Source organism: Mesorhizobium silamurunense, assembly GCF_014843825.1.
GTDB classification, from domain to species: domain Bacteria; phylum Pseudomonadota; class Alphaproteobacteria; order Rhizobiales; family Rhizobiaceae; genus Mesorhizobium; species Mesorhizobium silamurunense.
Genome location: NZ_JHQR01000125.1, coordinates 1 through 18,177, shown reverse-complemented (window position 1 = coordinate 18,177; position 18,177 = coordinate 1). Strand labels below are relative to the sequence as shown.

Annotated in this window: 19 protein-coding genes and 1 tRNA gene; 11 read left to right on the top strand and 9 right to left on the bottom strand. The window is 63.8% G+C overall.

What is annotated here, in order from left to right; translation table 11 throughout:
- Positions 1-1,176, top strand: a 1,176-nt coding sequence (locus DH10_RS14745) for a hydrogenase large subunit (protein ID WP_192384923.1), incomplete at its 5' end; no start/stop codon positions are given.
- A gap of 21 nt (positions 1,177-1,197) precedes the next feature.
- Positions 1,198-1,782: an NADH-quinone oxidoreductase subunit B family protein gene (locus tag DH10_RS14740; RefSeq protein ID WP_192252900.1), complete on the top strand. Its 585-nt coding sequence runs from the start codon at positions 1,198-1,200 to the stop codon at positions 1,780-1,782.
- Between the two features lie 164 nt (positions 1,783-1,946).
- On the opposite strand, the gene DH10_RS14735 is transcribed toward DH10_RS14740, so the two are convergent.
- Positions 1,947-2,384, bottom strand: a complete 438-nt coding sequence (locus DH10_RS14735; RefSeq protein ID WP_192252903.1) for a hypothetical protein — start codon at positions 2,382-2,384, stop codon at positions 1,947-1,949.
- A gap of 598 nt (positions 2,385-2,982) precedes the next feature.
- Entirely contained in the window at positions 2,983-3,888 is a 906-nt protein-coding gene (locus tag DH10_RS14730; protein ID WP_192252906.1) for a LysR substrate-binding domain-containing protein, read from the bottom strand.
- Between the two features lie 108 nt (positions 3,889-3,996).
- Here DH10_RS14730 and DH10_RS14725 point away from each other — a divergent pair, with 108 nt between their 5' ends.
- Together DH10_RS14725 and DH10_RS14720 are read left to right on the top strand one after the other, a co-directional pair.
- Positions 3,997-5,394 carry an FAD-binding oxidoreductase gene (locus DH10_RS14725; protein ID WP_192252967.1) on the top strand — a complete coding sequence of 466 codons (1,398 nt, stop codon included), beginning with the start codon at positions 3,997-3,999 and terminating at the stop codon, positions 5,392-5,394.
- 21 nt (positions 5,395-5,415) lie between these two features.
- Positions 5,416-6,591 (top strand): MFS transporter, encoded by a 1,176-nt coding sequence (locus DH10_RS14720; protein WP_192252909.1) that lies wholly within the window; start codon positions 5,416-5,418, stop codon positions 6,589-6,591.
- A 59-nt stretch (positions 6,592-6,650) separates the two neighbouring features.
- Here DH10_RS14720 and DH10_RS14715 read toward each other — a convergent pair whose 3' ends face one another.
- The 5 genes from DH10_RS14715 to DH10_RS14695 all read right to left on the bottom strand — a co-directional run bounded on the left by DH10_RS14715 (position 6,651) and on the right by DH10_RS14695 (position 9,966).
- Positions 6,651-7,181: a dihydrofolate reductase family protein gene (locus tag DH10_RS14715; RefSeq protein WP_192252912.1), complete on the bottom strand. Its 531-nt coding sequence runs from the start codon at positions 7,179-7,181 to the stop codon at positions 6,651-6,653.
- A 320-nt stretch (positions 7,182-7,501) separates the two neighbouring features.
- Positions 7,502-7,948 carry a hypothetical protein gene (locus tag DH10_RS14710; RefSeq protein WP_192384922.1) on the bottom strand — a complete coding sequence of 149 codons (447 nt, stop codon included), beginning with the start codon at positions 7,946-7,948 and terminating at the stop codon, positions 7,502-7,504.
- Between the two features lie 55 nt (positions 7,949-8,003).
- On the bottom strand, positions 8,004-8,192 hold the full coding sequence (locus DH10_RS14705; RefSeq protein ID WP_192384921.1) for a hypothetical protein: 189 nt from the start codon (positions 8,190-8,192) through the stop codon (positions 8,004-8,006).
- Between the two features lie 15 nt (positions 8,193-8,207).
- Positions 8,208-8,284, bottom strand: a tRNA-Arg gene (locus tag DH10_RS14700).
- 188 nt (positions 8,285-8,472) lie between these two features.
- Entirely contained in the window at positions 8,473-9,966 is a 1,494-nt protein-coding gene (locus DH10_RS14695; protein ID WP_192252922.1) for a sensor histidine kinase, read from the bottom strand.
- Between the two features lie 20 nt (positions 9,967-9,986).
- Here DH10_RS14695 and DH10_RS14690 point away from each other — a divergent pair, with 20 nt between their 5' ends.
- The 6 genes from DH10_RS14690 to yihA all read left to right on the top strand — a co-directional run bounded on the left by DH10_RS14690 (position 9,987) and on the right by yihA (position 14,128).
- Positions 9,987-10,217: a hypothetical protein gene (locus tag DH10_RS14690; protein ID WP_192384920.1), complete on the top strand. Its 231-nt coding sequence runs from the start codon at positions 9,987-9,989 to the stop codon at positions 10,215-10,217.
- Between the two features lie 5 nt (positions 10,218-10,222).
- The gene (gene rpmH, locus DH10_RS14685; RefSeq protein WP_008833937.1) at positions 10,223-10,357 is read left to right on the top strand and encodes a 50S ribosomal protein L34; all 135 of its coding nucleotides are present in this window, start codon (positions 10,223-10,225) and stop codon (positions 10,355-10,357) included.
- Between the two features lie 16 nt (positions 10,358-10,373).
- Positions 10,374-10,727 carry a ribonuclease P protein component gene (rnpA, locus tag DH10_RS14680; protein ID WP_192384919.1) on the top strand — a complete coding sequence of 118 codons (354 nt, stop codon included), beginning with the start codon at positions 10,374-10,376 and terminating at the stop codon, positions 10,725-10,727.
- A gap of 7 nt (positions 10,728-10,734) precedes the next feature.
- Positions 10,735-12,555 carry a membrane protein insertase YidC gene (gene yidC / locus DH10_RS14675; protein WP_192252928.1) on the top strand — a complete coding sequence of 607 codons (1,821 nt, stop codon included), beginning with the start codon at positions 10,735-10,737 and terminating at the stop codon, positions 12,553-12,555.
- A 266-nt stretch (positions 12,556-12,821) separates the two neighbouring features.
- The gene (locus DH10_RS14670) at positions 12,822-13,460 is read left to right on the top strand and encodes a CatB-related O-acetyltransferase (RefSeq protein ID WP_192252931.1); all 639 of its coding nucleotides are present in this window, start codon (positions 12,822-12,824) and stop codon (positions 13,458-13,460) included.
- A complete protein-coding gene (gene yihA, locus DH10_RS14665; protein WP_210325200.1) occupies positions 13,457-14,128 on the top strand; it encodes a ribosome biogenesis GTP-binding protein YihA/YsxC in 672 nt (223 codons plus the stop codon). Before DH10_RS14670 ends, yihA begins: the two co-directional genes overlap by 4 nt.
- Before the next feature lie 75 nt (positions 14,129-14,203).
- Here yihA and DH10_RS14660 read toward each other — a convergent pair whose 3' ends face one another.
- Both DH10_RS14660 and DH10_RS14655 read right to left on the bottom strand, forming a co-directional pair.
- The gene (locus DH10_RS14660) at positions 14,204-16,654 is read right to left on the bottom strand and encodes a DNA translocase FtsK (protein WP_192384924.1); all 2,451 of its coding nucleotides are present in this window, start codon (positions 16,652-16,654) and stop codon (positions 14,204-14,206) included.
- A 150-nt stretch (positions 16,655-16,804) separates the two neighbouring features.
- Positions 16,805-17,503: a TetR/AcrR family transcriptional regulator gene (locus DH10_RS14655; protein ID WP_192252935.1), complete on the bottom strand. Its 699-nt coding sequence runs from the start codon at positions 17,501-17,503 to the stop codon at positions 16,805-16,807.
- A 138-nt stretch (positions 17,504-17,641) separates the two neighbouring features.
- Between DH10_RS14655 and DH10_RS14650 the strand changes: the two genes are divergently transcribed.
- The coding region (locus DH10_RS14650) for an HlyD family secretion protein (protein WP_192384918.1) at positions 17,642-18,177 on the top strand (536 nt) is incomplete at its 3' end.

The following is an 18,177-nucleotide window of genomic DNA, read 5'->3' as shown; positions in this document are numbered from 1 at the left end:
GACCACGGCCAGTGGGGCGTCAGCCACCCGCTGGCGGCGCGGCCGGGCGGGCCGGCAGCCGCGTCCTCCTACCGGTTCCTGACGGCGGAAGGTGAGAGCCTCCACCAGATCGCGGTCGGGCCGGTGCATGCTGGCATCATCGAGCCTGGGCATTTCCGCTTCACGGCAGGCGGCGAAACCGTGGTGCGGCTGGAGGAGCGGCTGGGCTATGTGCACAAGGGAATCGAAGGCCTGATGGCCGGCGCGCCCATCGACCGTGCAGCAAAACTCGCGGGCAGAACGTCGGGCGACAGCACGGTCGCCTATTCGTTCGCCTTTGCCCGCGCGGTAGAGGCGGCGCTCGGCGTCACGCCACCGCCGCGCGCAATCTGGCTGCGGGCGCTGATGGCGGAGCTCGAGCGTCTGGCCAATCACCTTGGCGATATCGGCGCCATCTGCAACGACGCCGCCTTTGCGCTGATGCACGCGCATTGCGGCGTGCTGCGCGAACGCGCGCTGCGCGCCGCCGATGCCGCCTTCGGCCATCGCCTGATGCGCGACCGCATCGTGCCCGGCGGCGTGGCAAGCGATCTGAACGACGCCGGCGCGAACGCCATTCGATCGCTGGTCGCGGAAATCAGGCAACGCTTTCCGCATCTGGTCGAGCTCTACGACAACACGGCTTCGCTGCAGGACCGAACGGTGGCGACCGGCCGGCTCCAGGTCGGGCTTGCCCGACAATATGCCGCCGGCGGCTATGTCGGCCGGGCCTCCGGCCGGGATTTCGACGCACGGCGCGATCTTGCCTACGCGCCCTATGACGAGCTCGCCTTCGATGTGCCGGTCCTCCAGGAGGGCGACGTCAACGCGCGCGTCTGGGTCCGCGTGCGCGAGGTCGAGCAAAGCCTGTCGCTCGTCGAGCAGATCCTCGGGCGGCTGCCCGGCGGTCCGATCCGCGGGGACATTGCTCTTGCAGATGGACCGCGCGAGGGCATGGCGCTGGTCGAGGGTTTTCGCGGCGACATACTGGCCTGGCTGCGCATCGGCGAGGGCGGCTTGATCGAGCGCTGCCATCTGCGCGATCCCTCATGGTTCCAGTGGCCGCTCCTGGAAGCGGCGATCGAGGGCAACATCGTGGCCGACTTCCCGATCTGCAACAAATCCTTCAACTGCTCCTATTCCGGCCATGATCTCTAGGCTGGGCCAAGGCACGCCGTCATGCGCAAGCTCCTCTTCGAAAGCCTGATCCGCCCTCCCTTGACCGAGCGCCCACCGCAGTCGAGCGATGCGGCGATCGACGAACTGGCACGCGCTCTCGACGGCGCTGCCCGCAAGCGGCTCGGCCGGAGCCTGTCGATCCGCGCGGTCGACGCCGGTTCCTGCAATGGCTGCGAGCTCGAGATGCACGCGTTGAGCAACGCCTTCTACGACATCGAGCGCTTCGGCTTCCGCTTCGTCGCGTCGCCGCGCCATGCCGACGTGCTGCTCGTCACCGGGCCGGTCACCAAAAACATGCGCGAGGCGCTGAAGCGGACCTGGGACGCGACGCCCAACCCGAAATGGGTGGTCGCGCTCGGCGGCTGCGCTAAGGACGGCGGCTGCTTCGCCGGCAGTTACGCAATTGTCGGCGGGGTGTCGGACGTGGTGCCCGTCGACCTGCACATTCCAGGCTGCCCGCCGCCGCCGATCGAGATCCTCAAAGGATTGATCGCGCTGCTCGATGGGGCGAATGGGAAGGCCGACGCTTCCAAGGTGAAGAGCGGAGGGGATCCGGCCGCCATGCGGCAGCTCACTGATCGATGACGAGCCGCAGCACCTTGGACGCCGGCAAGAGCCGCACCTGCCCCAGTGGAAGGCGATGAAATCCTGCTTGATGCCGTCGGCGATTACAGGCGTACGCCCGTGGCACTTCGGACCGGCATGGGGCTTCTTGCCCAGACAGGATGCAATGATGCTTTGCCTATCTGCTAAGCTCCCTTAGCAGCGTCCTCGATCAACTTGACAATCAAGTTGCGAAACCTCTCGCCAGACCTATCCCCTATATTTCCGACATCCTCTGCCACCATCCCGGGCGAAGAAACTGACGCCGCCCCACTCAGTTGAACCCTGACTGTGAACGTCTTTCTGGCCGTCTTTTCCAATCCTTCTCTGTAGATCTGGAACCGGAGGGAGGGCGTTAACGCTTTGACTTCGCGGCGTGGCGTGGTGTCTATGTATATGGCCACCTCGCCCGCCACCTCTGCCCTGGCCGCTTCCAACGACGCGACCACGATATCGTTTAACCAGGCCCTGGCCTGAGCACCGAAGTCCGCCATTTGGGCATCCGCCTTGTCATTGCGGATGCGCTTCTGTTGCTGACGGTGAGCTTCCTTGCCGCGTTCAAGGGCTTCTTTGAATCTAGACATCCTAGTCGCCTCCGATTTTGTCGGCCCATGAGGCTGGCCATCAATCGGCCACGGATCTCCCAACAGATAGAACGCGTGCAATCGACGTCCGTTGCGTAGGTTGTACCCCCGAAATTTTCCACGGTCTTTGGCCGGCATCGCGCTCCCGCTCGCGGCGGATCATGTGGGCCGGTCGAGGCCACATAAGCACAGCGCTTAAAAGAGACGCGCCGCCGCGGTTAACCACCTTCGTATTTTAAGCCGAACTCAATGGGGTATTGGCCGTTTTGGGGCCATGGAAGACCGCCAACCCAGATTCCGCTGTCATCCTGAGCCGTCTGGAACCTGGACCGTCTGGGATGATGTAGCCGATCAGCCAGCAACCTTGGGAGGACGTAAGCTGGTTGGCCGCACATGGGAGCGCGCCAAGACTGCCCGCGACTTGCTCAGGCGGATTTACGACAATCGGCTCGACGCTCGATCGGTCAGACAAGACTCACCGATCACTTCTGCCAGTCGCGTCGATGATCTCATTTCATCAATTCGGAGGGCAAGATTTCGATAGAGGCATAAACATAGGCGGGAGCTCTGCGATCATGCGCAGGCCGGTTCGACAGTCTCACATGACAGTTCTCATCCACGCCAGGAAGGACTCCATCACCGCGGATCGCGGACTGTGGTGCATCCAAACGACGTAGAAGCCGTAGCCCGGCAAGGACAATGGATGCGCTTTGACAAGCGAACCGTTTTCCAGCTCGCGGCCGACCACGACGTCACTTAAGATCGCAATTCCTTGCCCGGCGGCAACCGCGTCGATCGCGTGCAGTTCCTCGCGGAAGCTCAAATCCCAGGCTTTGTCCGGGATCAGCTCCGGATCGATCGAACGGGCCGTCGCCAGCCATCGGCGCCAGGTGGGAGCGTCCGGATCGCGGTTCATCCAGTCGAAATGGATCAACGGATAACGCAACAGATCGGCGGCACGCTCAATCGCCCGCCCATCGCTTGCCAGCAATCGCGGACTGCAAATGGGAAAGAAGGAATCGCGGCACAGCTCTTGCCCGGCAAAGCCCAAAGGCGGGCGCCGCGTGTAGCGGATCGCCACATCCGCGGCGCCGGCGCGCAGATCGAGCAGCGCGTCCGTCCCGATGATCTCCAGCGGCACGGCCGGGTTGGCCTCGCGCCATTTCGGCAGCCGAGGCACCAGCCATCGGCTCGCGAAAGCGTTCGGGCTTGTCACCCGCAGGGGCGCTTGAAAATCCGGCTCGGCGACGGCGGCAAGGGAGCCGGCGAGAAGATCGAAGCCGTTGCGCAGGATAGGAAACAGGCGCGTTCCCGCACTGGTCAGCACGAGCGGGCGCGGCCGGCGCTGGAACAGCTTGCGGCCGCATATCTCTTCCAGCAAACGGACCTGGTGGCTGATCGCTGTCGGCGTCACGCCGAGCTCCGCCGCCGCGGCCTTGAAGCTGCCGTGCCGGGCGGCCGCCTCGAAGGCGTGCAAGGCGCGGAGCGGCGGGCGGTTTGTCATGCCGGCAGCCTAGATGAATTCTTCTCATCCAGCAGCCAAGAATTTCGCTTTTGCGGAAGGTTGCCTCCCTGTGAGACCATTGTCCTGCTGGAACCGGGGGCGACAACGATGGAGATCCCAAGACAGACCGAAGCGTTATCGGGCCGATCCCATGCTCCGGGCACGGCGATCGAACAGCTACTACGGCAGGGCTTACGGGGCGAAGTGGTGTTGGCGACGGACGCGGCCTACGACGAGGCGCGCAGGGTCTGGAACGGGGCAATCGACAAACGCCCTGCCGCAATCGTCTTTTGCGCCGATCCCGATGACGTTGTCCGTGCCGTCACCTATGCCAGGGCACAAGGCCATCTCGTGGCGGTTCGCAGCGGCGGCCATAACGTCGCCGGCCTGTCCGTCTGCGACGATGGGATGGTGATCGATCTATCGCGCATGAAGAAGATCGCCGTCGATCCGGAGCGCCGCATCGCCTGGGCCGAAGCCGGCCTGACCCTCGGCGAGTTCGACGCAGCCACACAGGCGCACGGCCTCGCCACGACCATGGGCGTCAACGGCGACACCGGTATTGCCGGCCTCACGCTGGGTGGCGGCTTCGGCAAGCTTGGGCGCAAGCACGGCCTGAGTTGCGATAATCTGATCGCGGCTGAAATCGTCACGGCCGACGGACGGCTGTTGCGGACAAGCGCCGGCGAGCATCCCGACCTGTTCTGGGCCTTGCGCGGCGGCGGCGGCAATTTCGGCATTGTGACGGCGTTCGAATACCGGCTGCACCCGCTCGGCCCTACCCTTCTCGTGGGCTCGGTGCTGCACGCCTACGATCGGGCGCGCGAGGCCATGCGGTTCTACGACAAGTTCTCCCGCGGCGCTCCGGACGAAGTGAGCGTCGACTCCGCGCTCGTCACGCTGCCCTCGGGCGAGCGTGCCTTCAGCATCTCTGCCTGCTATGTCGGGTCGCCCGAAGCGGGCAAGCCTGTCATCGCGCCGCTGATGAGATTCGGATCCCCCATCGAAAGCCGCCTTCAAGCCGTTCCCTATCTCCAGATTCAATCGGCGGGCGACAGCCTCTTTCCACGCGGGCGACGCTATTACTGGAAGGCGCAGTTCCTGCGTGAGATCGGCGATGGTGCCATCGACGCGCTGCTCGACAGCTACGCGCGGGCTCCCAATCGCTCCTCTCTGCTGGTGTTCCAGCAGGTCGGCGGAGCGATCGCTCGTGTGCCCGCGTCGCACTCGCCCTACGCCAATCGCGATGCGGCGCTCGACTGCTTCCCGATCGCGATCTGGGACGATCCGGCCGATGACGAGGCAAATATCCGTTGGGCGCGCGACCTCTGGAATGCGGTCAGACCATTCTCGACCGGAGGTGTTTATGCCAACAATCTCGGCGATGAGGGTGAAGAGCGGGTGCGCGATGCTTATGGCGGAAATTATGCGCGCCTTGCCGCTGTCAAGAAGCAATACGATCCGACCAATTTCTTCCGATTGAACCAGAATATCAGGCCTGGATAATTCGGATTCCGTGAGGGAACCGTGCGCAGTCGCTGGACGATCCTTGCTGTCCTGTTTGTCGCCCGCACCGCAATGGCGTTTCAGTTTCAGAGTGTCGCCGCCATCGCGCCCCTTGTCGGTGACAGCCTCGGTGCGAGCCTGGCCGACATCGGCATTCTGATCGGCCTCTATCTTGCGCCCGGGGTCGCGTTGGCCCTGCCCGGCGCGACCATCGGCCAGCGCCATGGCGACAAGGCGACCGTTCTCGCCGGTCTCTTGATGATGCTGGCGGGTGAAATGCTGATGATGGCTTCGACGTCCTGGAGCCTGCAGATCGGCGGCCGACTGATCGGCGGCACAGGCGGTGTCCTCCTGAACGTCCTGATGACCAAGATGGTCGCCGACTGGTTTGCCGGCCGCGAAATCGCAACCGCCATGGCCATCTACATCAACTCGTGGCCAGCGGGCATCGCCATCGCTCTCATGCTGTTGCCGGCAATCGGGACGACGTTCGGGATGACCGCCGTGGGCACCGCCGTTACGGTCCTGATTATCGTCGGCATCGGCCTCATAGCCTTCGTCTATCGCGCCCCGGAGGGATCGGCCGCCGGTGGGATCGAACGCCGCGGCATTTCGGCCGGGACCACCTTCGCGCTCGTCACCGCCGGCCTGATCTGGTGTCTCTACAATGTCGGCTTCGCAATGGTCTTCAGCTTCGGTCCCTCGATGCTTGTCGAGCGCGGCTGGTCCAGTCCGGTAGCGGGGTCGGCGATCAGCGTCGTGCTTTGGCTGGCCACCCTTTCGGTCCCCTTGGGCGGCTTGCTGGCCGATCGCAGCAAACGCGGCGGCGCGGTTCTCTCCGCGGGCTGTGTGGGCTTTGCATTCCTGGTGCTCCTTCTGTCGCGAAACGGACCAGCGCTGCCTCTCATCATTGCCATGGGGACCGTGTGCGGCTTGCCTGCCGGCGCGATCATGAGCTTGCCCACGCGGGTGCTCGAGCAGAAGACGCGATCGATCGGGATGGGCGTGTTCTACACTGTCTATTATGCCGGCATGCTGGCCGCACCGGCGATCGGCGGCATGCTTGCTGTTTGGGCCGGCACCGCGACGGCCGCGCTGGAATTCGGCGCTGCCGCCCTGCTCCTCTGCCCTCTGCTTCTTTGGTCGTTCCACCGGATCAGCCGCCTGCCGCAGCCGATGGCGGTTCCATCCAGGTAGCTTTCGTCGCGCCCGATGACGGGAAACGGCGGTCCATGGTGGCCGCAGGACGATTGGGATCAGGCAGGAACGTAGGTCAACCTGATCACATCCTCGCCGATCCGATCAATGGTCATCAGGCGGAGCGGCGGCCGAGGTCCGGCGAAATATGGCTTGCCGTGACCGAGCACGACGGGGTGCAGGTAGATTCGATACTCATCGATCAAGCCTAGTTCGGCGAGGCTTTGCGCCAAATCCGGGCCGGCAATTTCGATCTCTCCGTCGCGCTCGGCCTTCAATGCGCGGATCGCGCCCTCGAGATCATCCTCGATAAGCCTGGCGTTGGGGCCGACAGACTTCAACGAGCGCGAGACGACCCATTTCGGCTGGTTCCGCCATGCCGCCGCGAAGGCATGTTGCTCTCTATCCCATTCAGGATGATCGTCGTCCCAGTAGCGCATGACCTCATACATCCGGCGGCCGTACACACTGCCCGCCTGCCCTTGAGCTTCCTCGATGAAGTGGTGGAAGAGCGTGGAGCTTGGCGCAAACTCCATATGATCGACATAGCCGTCCAGCGACTGGTTCATGCCGAACACGAGCTTGGCCATATCCGTTCCCTTTAAATGGCACATCCACGCAGGCCTGATTGCGTTATGCAATCACTCGTAAGCTAGATCGACTGGTTTTATATCGCAATTGGTTTTTTGGAGTGCGCGCTATCCAGCTGCGCTACGGGCGCGTAACAGGCCATGGCGCGCCTTTGAGAGGCAAGGGGTACCGATCAGGATTGGCCAACTGCCGCGATTGCTCGCTATCTGACACCGTTCATGGCTTGGTCGAACTCAATTATGGTGACGGTGTTATCGTTTACTATTGCGAACCGGTTGGTGGCAGGATCGAAGGCCATGGGCGGCGGCACATCGAGACCTCAAATAATGCTGCTTTCCTGAAGGCCTGACCGCAACTCGGTCCACACATGGACAACTTTGCCGGTCGAAAGATCGATCAGCTTAGGATGTCGATAAAGCGAAAGAACAAAGCGTTCACCGACCGGGAGGATCGTTCCGGCCTGTTCCTCCAGTTGGAATGCCTGGAGGCAGGTTCCTTGAATCACGTCGTAGACAGCCAGCCCAAGCGGTCGCAGGCGCAGCTCACCGTCATCCTCGACATTATCTTCTTGGTATTCGGTCGAAGCGGCCACAGCGAAACGGCGATCATCGAGCCAGCAGGCCGAATTCTCCTCGACCAATCCCGGGTTAGACGCCGTGGGAAGATCCTGGCCCTTATCCAGGTGGCTCGGATTCACAAGGGCCTGCGCAACATCGAAGGAAACCACGAGACTTAGCGGATGCCAGACCCAACCAGCACTGAGCAACCGCGTCCCACCTGGGCTCACAGCCAAGCGCGAATGGAAAAAGTCGGAACGCTTTCTATCCGCCGATCCGGCGATGCTGTTGCGGCATCGAAAAGCGATAGCCATAATTTACTTTTTCGCTGCGCTCCGTACCGTCGGCCGCGAATGCGCGGCCGCCACCGATCCAATCGACGAGTTCATCACCGCGCCAACAGAGCGAACGGATGCCGGTTGCTTTGAAGCTTGAGTGCGAAAAGAGAGCCATGAGGCATTACCGAAATGGCGCGCCCGAAGAGATTCGAACTCCTGACCCCCAGATTCGTAGTCTGGTGCTCTATCCAGCTGAGCTACGGGCGCGCAACAGGCCGTGCATGACACAAGCCCCACGATCCGGTCGAGACGACCGGCCGCGATGTGGAGTGTTCCCTAACGACTGAATTTCGGAAAAGCAAGCCGATCCGGCAAAAGTTTTGTCGCAGGCGTTCGGGGGCTGTTTGTCCGAGCAATCCGGACGCCGCCAGACAGTTTCACAAAGAGACCCTTGATCAAGCCGGCCGGCGCAAACTTCCGCGCGCTTGGTCGAGGCGCACCGGCTGGTCGGGAATGGTGACGGCGAAGACCGTGCGACCGCCGATCGATTCGACGAGCTCGACCGTGCCGCCATGGGCGCGGATCAGCTCATAGGCGATCGCCAGGCCAAGACCGGTGCCGCCGCTGCGCGCCGAGCCGCGGAAGGCGGCGAACAGATTTTCGCGCGCCTTGGGCGGCAGGCCGGGGCCGGTATCTGTGACGACGATGCGGCTGACGCTGCCCAGGCGCTCGGCCGAAACGGCGAGCCGGCGCACCACCGCACCCTCGGTATCGGCGGCCATCGCCTGCACCGCGTTGCGGCAGAGATTGGTGAGCACGCGGAAGAGCTGATCGGAATCGGCGTCGACCTCAAAGGCGTGCTCGACGGCATTGATGAACTCGATGCCTTCCTCGATGTCGAGCAGGCCGTGCACGTCATCGACCAGCTGGCGCAGCCTGAGCCTGCGGCGCGACGGCGCCGGCTCCTGCGTGCGGCCATAGGCGAGCACGCCTTCCGAATAGGCGACGGCACGGTCGAGCGCGCGCAGCAGTTTCGGCGCGAAGGACTGCACGGTCGGGTCCTTCACCTGGCGCAGGCGGTCCGACATCAGCTGCGCGGAAGCGAGGATGTTGCGCATGTCGTGGTTGATCTTCGAGACGGCAAGGCCGAGGTCCGCAAGATGCTTCTGCTCGGAAAGCATTTTTTGCAGCCGATCCTGCATCTGAGCCAGCTCGCGCTCGGCGACGCCGATCTCGTCGGAGCGCTCGGTTGGGCAGATTATGCGCCCGGGATCGTCTGGCGCCTCGGAGAAGGACAGGATCGAGCGCGTCATGGTGCGGATCGGGCCGATCATGATCAGGTCGATCGCCGCATAGACGAGCATGGCGGTGAACAGCGAGATCAGCAGCGAGACGACGGCGACGTTGCGCGAATAGCGCAGCATCGCATTGCGCAGGCTGTAGTCCGGCATGATCAGCTCGAATTCCTTGTCGCTGTCGCCGACCGGGCCGAAGACGCGCAGCATGCGGTTGCCGCCGACGAACAGCGTCTCCAGCGCGCCGGTCATGCCGTTGACCAGGCCGACATTGGCGATGTCGATATGCTCGTCAACCTTCGGCGGCATGTCGGCCACGACCAGCAGTCGCGAGACGCCGCCGTCGCGCACCGCGATCGCCTTGGCGCCGATCGCCATCAGCACGTCGTTCTGGGCGGTGTGCGACAGCGAGTTGGGCTCGCCCTGCAGCAGAACGATCGAGACGGCGGCGGCGGTGCTCAGCCGCTCCTTCAGCCAATTCACCCGGTAGCTGGCGATCCAGGGCAGGAAGATCAGGATTTCGGCGAGCAGCACGAAGACGATGGTGAGAAGCAGAAGCTTGGTCGACAAGCCGCGCGACAGCGGCACCCGGCGCGGCGAGCTCACCGCATCCGGGCGTGCCTTTTCATCCGTGGACGGGACTTCACTCGTCATGACGTGGTCTTCACGAAGGCTTGATCGGCCAAGATTATGCGATTTGCGGCTTTTTTGCCAATTTCGTCGCCGGCGCCGCAAAAAAATCGCCCGCGGCAGGCCGGATTGACTTCCAAAAACCTTCTTTCTATAAGCCCGCTCACGCTCGGGCCATTCGTCCCGGCGCGGTTTCGATCGCGCCTAAAACCGGCCCGGCAAAGCTCCTGTTACAGAGTGACAGAATCAAGAAGGGCCGCACGCCGCGGTATTAAAACAAATGAAGCGTACCTACCAACCGTCCAAACTCGTCCGCAAGCGCCGGCACGGTTTTCGTGCCCGCATGGCCACCAAGGGTGGCCGCGGCGTCGTCGCAGCCCGCCGCAACCGGGGCCGCAAGCGGCTCAGCGCCTGAGCGAAAGACGAGATCGTTGCCCGCACCCGGCAAGCCAAAGGGACAAACTCCCGGGCGGCTTCTGAAACGCGCGGATTTCCTGGCTGTGCGCGGCGGCGAGAAGCGCCGCGGACGGCTTTTTCTCGTCGAGGTTCTCGACCGTGGCGACGACCATGCGCCGCGCGTCGGCTATACCGTCACCAAGAAGGTCGGCAACGCCGTGGTGCGCAACCGCGTCCGGCGGCGGCTCAGAGAAGCCGTTCGCACGCATGCCGCCGATGACATGGCGCCCGGCAATGACTATGTCATCGTCGCACGCGAAGACGTGCTTGCCATTCCGTTCGGCCAGTTGAAGGCCGAGCTCTCCTGCCGGCTGCGCGGAACACGATAGGCTCTCCATGGAAAACAACCGCAATTTCTTCATCACCATCGCGCTGTCGGTGCTGATCCTGACGCTGTGGCAGGTGTTCTACATGAACCCGCGCATGGAGCAGCAGCGCGAGCAGGCCCGCATCGAGCAGCAGCGCACCGAAGCGCAGAAGAAGGAAGCGGGCGGCGCCGCCAATTCCGGCGCGGCAGGCACTCAGGCTCCGGCGCCGGGCACCATTCCGAGCGCGCCGGGCAGCGAGGCCGTCACGGCGGCCGGCCGTGATCAGGCGGTTGCGGCGTCGAAGCGCATCAAGATCGACACGCCGAGCCTCGAAGGTTCGATCAACCTCACCGGCGCGCGCCTCGACGACCTGAGGCTGAAACACTACCGCGAGACAGTCGACAAGAACTCGCCCGAGATCGAGCTGCTCAACCCCTCGTCGCTGCCCAATGGCTATTTCACCGAGATCGGCTTCGTCGGCAACGACAAGACCGGAGCGGTGCCGGGCTCGGAGACGGTGTGGAGCGTCGATGGCAACCCGACGCTGACGCCGGCGACACCGGTGACGCTGACCTACACCAACGACAAGGGCCTGACCTTCAAGCGCACCGTCTCGGTCGACAACGACTATATGTTCACGGTCTCCGACACCGTGCAGAATTCGGGCAGCGCACCCGTCTCGCTGTTCAACTACGGCCGCGTCACCCGCTACGACAAGCCGGCCGTCGCCAGCACCTATGTGCTGCATGAGGGCCTGATCGGCTATACCGGCGCCGAAGGCCTGCAGGAGCACAAATACGCGGCGATTGAGAAGGACAAGCAGTTCCAGCCGGGCAAATCGACCGACGGCTGGCTCGGCATCACCGACAAATACTGGGCGGTGACGCTGGTGCCGACCGAAAAGCAGCCGTTCCAGCCGCGCTATGCCTATTTCGAGGACGGCCGCCACCGCTATCAGTCCGATTTCCTGACCGACCCGATCAATGTCGAGGCCGGCCAGTCCGCCACGGTCGAGACCGAGGTGTTCGCCGGCGCCAAGGAAGTCGCCAAGATCAACGCCTATGAGGAAGACCGCCACATCAAGCGCTTCGATCTCCTGATCGACTGGGGCTGGTTCCACTTCATCACCAAGCCGATGTTCTGGCTGATCGACACGCTGTACAAATTCTTCGGCAATTTCGGGCTGGCGATCCTCGCCACCACCGTCATCGTCAAGGCCATCTTCTTCCCGCTCGCCAACAAGTCCTACGCGTCGATGGCGAACATGAAGAAGGTGCAGCCGAAGATGCTGGAAATCCGCGAGAAATACGCGGACGACAAGATGAAGCAGCAGCAGGCGATGATGGAGCTCTACAAGACCGAGAAGATCAATCCGCTCGCCGGCTGCTGGCCGGTGGCGCTGCAGATCCCGGTCTTCTTCTCGCTCTACAAGGTGCTCTACATCACCATCGAGATGCGGCATGCGCCGTTCTTCGGCTGGGTCCACGACCTTGCGGCCCCGGATCCGACCTCGCTGTTCAATCTCTTCGGGCTGCTGCCGTTCGCGCCGCCGGCGTTCCTGCCGCATATGGGTGCCTGGGCGGTGGTCATGGGCATCACCATGTTCCTGCAGATGCGCATGAACCCGGCGCCGCCGGATCCGACGCAGGCTGCGGTCTTCACCTGGATGCCGGTGATCTTCACCTTCATGATGGGCAGCTTCCCGGCCGGCCTCGTCATCTACTGGGCCTGGAACAACACGCTCTCGATCCTGCAGCAGGGCGTGATCATGAAGCGCCAGGGCGCCAAGATCGAGTTGTGGGACAATCTGGCGGCGCTGTTCCGCAAGAAACCATCGCCAGCGGAATAGCCGGCATCACATCACCGAGAACGAAAACCCCGGCTTGCCCGGGGTTTTTGTTGTCGCCGGAAACTCAGGCCGGGCATTCCTCGTAGCTTTTCCAGTCCTCCCCAATAACGCCGTGACGGCTTCCGGCGCAGCGACGCCGGTGTTTGGGAGGTCATCCGGCAGACAGGGGTCCGGCGCTGCCTCGCGGGGCCCCGGTTGCGCGGGTAGACCGCACCGGCGCATGCCCATATAAGCTCCGCTGTCGCTGCAAGGCGGACGGAGCAGCCATGACTGGACCCAATCCCCACATCAAGCATCCGATTGCGATGCATCCGCGCATCGGCTTCCTGAAGCCGCTGGTCACCGCGCCGAACATCGAGATTGGCGACTTCACCTATTATGACGATCCCGACGGTCCCGATAAATTCGCCGAGAAATGCGTACTGCACCACTATCCCTTCATCGGCGACAGGCTGATCATCGGCAAGTTCTGCGCCATAGCCGAGGGCGCGCGCTTCATCATGAACGGCGCCAACCATGCCATGTCGGGATTCTCGACCTGCCCGTTCAACATCTTCGGCCATGGCTGGGAGGAAGGTTTTGACCCTGAGACCTGGTCGAAGGAGATCCGTGGCGACACGGTGGTCGGCAATGACGTCTGGATCGGCATGGATGCGGTGATAATGCCGGGCACCAATATCGGCCATGGCGCGATCGTGGCGGCGAAATCAGTTGTCACGCATGACGTGCCGCCCTATGCGATCGTCGCCGGCAACGCGGCCAAGGTGGTGAAGATGCGCTTCGACGAGTTCACGGTGCGACGGCTTTTGAAAGCGGCCTGGTGGGACTGGCCGGTCGACAGGATCAGCCGCAACCTCGACGCCATTCGTGGCGCCGACATTTCAAAGCTGGAGGCCGCGGTTTGAACGCGCCGGATAGAACCACGAGCGAAACTGCGATAAGTCCGGATCTGTTCACCCGCGCGTGGATCTTCATCCGCGGTGTGCCGTCGATGAAGTTCCTGCCGCCGGAAGGGCCGCCGGAGATCGCCTTCGCCGGCCGCTCCAATGTCGGCAAATCGTCGCTGATCAACGCGCTGGTCGGCCAGAAGGGGCTGGCGCGCACCTCGAACACGCCGGGGCGCACGCAGGAGCTCAACTATTTCGTGCCGGACGGGTTTTCCGGCGAGGGCGCGGACCTGCCGCCGATGGCGCTGGTCGACATGCCGGGCTATGGCTACGCCAGCGCGCCGAAGGACAAGGTCGACGCCTGGACGAAGCTGATCTTCGAATATCTGCAGGGGCGCGTGACGCTGAAGCGCGTCTATGTGCTGATCGATGCCCGCCACGGCATCAAGGCCAAGGACGAGGAAGTGCTGTCGCTGCTCGACAAGGCGGCCGTATCCTACCAGGTCGTGCTGACCAAGACCGACAAGATCAAGGCGGCCGGCGTGCCGAAGCTGGTCGAGGAGACGCTTGCCAAGATCAAGAAACGGCCGGCGGCGTTTCCGGTGGTTCTGGCGACGTCATCGGAAAGGGCCGAGGGGCTTGACGAGCTGCGCGCGGCGATCGCGCTGGTGGCGAACGGCGGCTGAAGTCCGCAGAAACCTCGTCAGGTCAGACCAGGCGGGACCAAAGCCGTATGGCCGGCTTGAGCCGCCCGATCCTGCTCAATCCGTTTCGTCGCGTTCCGGCGTATGGTCGCGCCGGCCGGCAAGGATTTCGCGCTTGCCGACATGGTTCGGAGTGCCGACCAGGCCTTCCTTCTCCATGCGTTCGACCAGCGAGGCGGCGCGGTTGTAGCCGATGCCGAGGCGGCGCTGGATGTAGGAGGTCGAGCATTTCTTGTCGCGCTTGACCACTTTGACGGCTTCCTCGTAGAGGGCGTCGCCATCCTCGGCGTCGACCGAGCCCTTGTCGAAGACCGGACCCGCGTCGGCTTGATCTTCCTCGGCTTCCTCGTCGGCGGTGACGGTATCGAGATATTCCGGGCGCCCTTGCGCCTTCAGATGCGCCACGACGTGCTCGACCTCCAGGTCGGAGACGAAGGGGCCGTGCACGCGCACGATGCGGCCGCCGCCGGCCATATGCAGCATGTCGCCCTGGCCGAGCAACTGCTCGGCGCCTTGCTCGCCAAGGATGGTGCGGCTGTCGATCTTGGACGTTACCTGGAAGGAGATGCGGGTGGGGAAATTGGCCTTGATGGTCCCGGTGATGACATCGACCGACGGGCGCTGCGTGGCCATGATCAGGTGGATGCCGGCGGCACGCGCCATCTGCGCCAGCCGCTGGATGGCGCCTTCGATCTCCTTGCCGGCCACCATCATCAGGTCGGCCATCTCGTCGACGATGATGACGATGTAGGGCATCGGCGCGAGGTCGATCTCCCGTTCCTCGAACAGCGGCTCGCCCGTGCCCTTCTCGAAGCCGACCTGCACCTGCATGACCACGACCTCACCCTTGTCGCGGGCGGCTGCGGCGCGCTGGTTGTAGCCGTCGATGTTGCGCACGCCGAGGCGCGCCATCTTGCGATAGCGCTCCTCCATCTCGCGCACCGCCCATTTCAGCGCGGTGACCGCCTTCTTGGAATCGGTGACGACCGGCGTGAGCAGATGCGGGATGCCGTCATAGACGGACAGTTCCAGCATTTTGGGGTCGACCATGATGAGGCGGCATTCCTCGGGCTTCATCCGGTAGAGCAGCGACAGGATCATGGTGTTGATGGCGACCGATTTGCCCGAGCCGGTGGTGCCCGCGACCAGCAAATGGGGCATCTTGGCCAGGTCGGCGATGACCGGCTCGCCGCCGATCGTCTTGCCGAGGCCGAGCGCCAGCCGGCAGGACGTATTGCGGAAGCCGGCCGATTCGATCAGCTCGCGGAAATAGACCGTCTCGCGGGTTTCGTTGGGAAGCTCGATACCGATGACGTTGCGGCCCGGCACGACGGCGACGCGCGCCGAGATGGCCGACATGGAGCGGGCGATGTCGTCGGCCAGCCCGATGACGCGGCTGGATTTCACGCCCGGCGCCGGCTCGAACTCGTAGAGCGTGACGACAGGACCCGGCCGAACGTGGATGATCTCGCCCTTGACGCCGAAATCCTCGAGCACGCTTTCAAGCAGGTCGGCGTTCTGCTCCATCCGCTCCTGCGACATGTAGAAGCCCTGGCCCTCCGGCGGCATCTGCAGCAGATCCTCGGCGGGAAGCTCGTAGCCGGCCGAAGCAGCCGGCGGCGTGACCTTGCCGGCGACGGGGAGGGACGGCGCTGATCTCGCGGCCCGGACGCTCTTTGCGACGGAACCATGCGCTGCGGGCTCCGCTGCGGGCGCCAGCGGTTCGATCTCCACCGGAGCGGGCCAGACGGCGGACGTGCCGGCCGGCGCCGTCACCGGGACTGAGCTTGCGGCGGGCCTATTCGAGCGCCATTCGATGACGCGGTAGAACGAAATCGCCTCGCCCATGGAAGCGGCGCGTGATGGGCTCGGCTGCGCCGCCGGAGCAGCATGTACGGGCACGGGAGCGACCGGCTGCGCCGGATCGTTCAGGCGTGCCCGCGCCGCCCGCGCCAGGCGCTCGGCGAGCAAGGGCATGCTGAATTCGAAAAACGCATCGTCGGAAAGATAGGACCAGCGAAATTTCGACGGCTGCGGCTTTTGCGGTGGAGTGGCGATCGCCCGCGGCGGCGCTGCGATGGCCTGCGACGGCGTCACAGGGACGGCGGAGGCCGTGGCGGGAATCGCCCGGATCGCATTGGCCGCCTGAGGGGCCGACGCCGCAGGGCGGATGGGATTGCCGGTGGGGGCTGCCGTCTTGGCCGGCGCTTCAGCATCCGGCTGCGGTGCGGGCCGCCTGTCGGAGTCCGGCGTGCGGGTGAAACGCACATTGGGCGCGAGGAAGAAATATTGCTGCCAGGCGGGATGGCCGAACTCGCCGCCGCCGGTCGAATCGAACGAGGCGGCGGCGGCCGAATCGCCTTCAATCGGGTCCCGCAGCGTGACGACCCGCCCCGTCTGTCCTTGCGGCGGCGAGGCCGCGCCATGGTCCCGCGCCTCCGCCGCACGACGGTGATCGTCGTTGTCGTAAGCGGAAGCGCCGGAAGGATTGGCACGGGAGAAGCGCATGGATGTCATACTCGAGACTCATCGAACAAACGTGTCCCGAGACATAGGAACCGATGGTTAACAAGACCTTCCGACAGGCACCGGAAAGGAGGCTGACCGATGGTCGAGTTGCAATGGAAGGAGGGGGTGCCCAGCCGGCGCGGTGACCGGTCAGGTCGGTTCCGACGCCGTCTCCTCGGCGGCAAGCGTCGCGGTGCCGTAGGCCTTCAGGAAGACGTTCACGCCGGAGCGCACGACATGGTCGATCTCGGCCTGGCTCGGCGCCTTGGTACGATAAGAAAAGATGCACTGGCGGAACAGGCCGGCGAGGCAAAGGTCCGTGAACTGATAGGCGGCGAGGTCGACGTCGTCGACCTCGAGCAGGCCGCGTTCGATGGCGGCATCGAGGAAGGTCACGAACTTGTCGTGACCGCGCTTCGGGCCGCGCTCATAGAACCGCGCGCCAAGCTCGGGAATCCGGTCGGACGCGCCGATCACCGTGCGCTGCGCCTGGATCACTTTGGCCGAGGTGATCTTCATGACGAGCACCTTGCCGAACTTCACCAGCGTCTCGCGCAGGTCGTCGGCATGGTCCAGGACGTCATACATGTTCTTGAAGATGGTGCCGCGCTCTTCCTCGATGAGGGCCTCGAACAGCTCTTCCTTGTTGGCGAAATAGACGTAGATCGTGCCCTTGGAGACGCCGGCCTCGCGGGTGATGTCGTTCATGGACGCGGCCTCGAAGCCCTTGTCGATGAAGACGCGGCGCGCGCCCTCGATGATCTGGGCGCGCTTGATCGGATCCTGCCCGGCCGCGGGACGGCCTTTGCGCAGGTCGAGCAGATCGCTATCGGCTGTCGTTTCGACCATTGAAGTCATACCTCACGAAATATTTCGAACCGTTCGGTTCGATTTGCTCTTGATATGGGCCTCTTTCCGTACTATGTCAACGAGCAATTCGAACCGAACGGTTCAGTCTGACTGACTTACTTACCTAGAGAGATTATCATGTCCTCGAACGCGCCCGCTACCGCCGAAGTCCGCACGTTTCCCAACGCCAAGGTCCAGCCGTCGACCGAAGCTCCGGAAGTGCCCGTGCAGCCCGCTCCCGTCACGCCTGCCGAAGCGCCGGCCAAGAAGAAGCGCTCTCTCCGTTCGCTACTCCTGCCGATCATCGGGCTCGCCCTCCTCGGCGCCGGCTCCTGGTATGGCTATAACTACTGGACCGACGGCAGGTTCATGATCTCGACCGACGACGCCTATGTCCAGGTCGACATGTCGTTCGTGTCGCCGAAAATCTCCGGCTATGTGGATAAGGTGCTGGTGAGCGAGAACCAGAGGGTCAAGGCCGGCGATCCGCTGTTCGTCATCGACGACGGCGACTACAAAATAGCGGTTGCCCAGGCCGAGGCGCAGATCGCCACGCTGGCGAAGACGCTCGACCGCATCGATGCCCAGACCAAGGCCGCGCAGGCCTCGCTGGCGCAGGCCGAGGCGCAGAAGATCGCAGACCAGGCGGCGGCCGACAACGCGGCGCGCGCCCA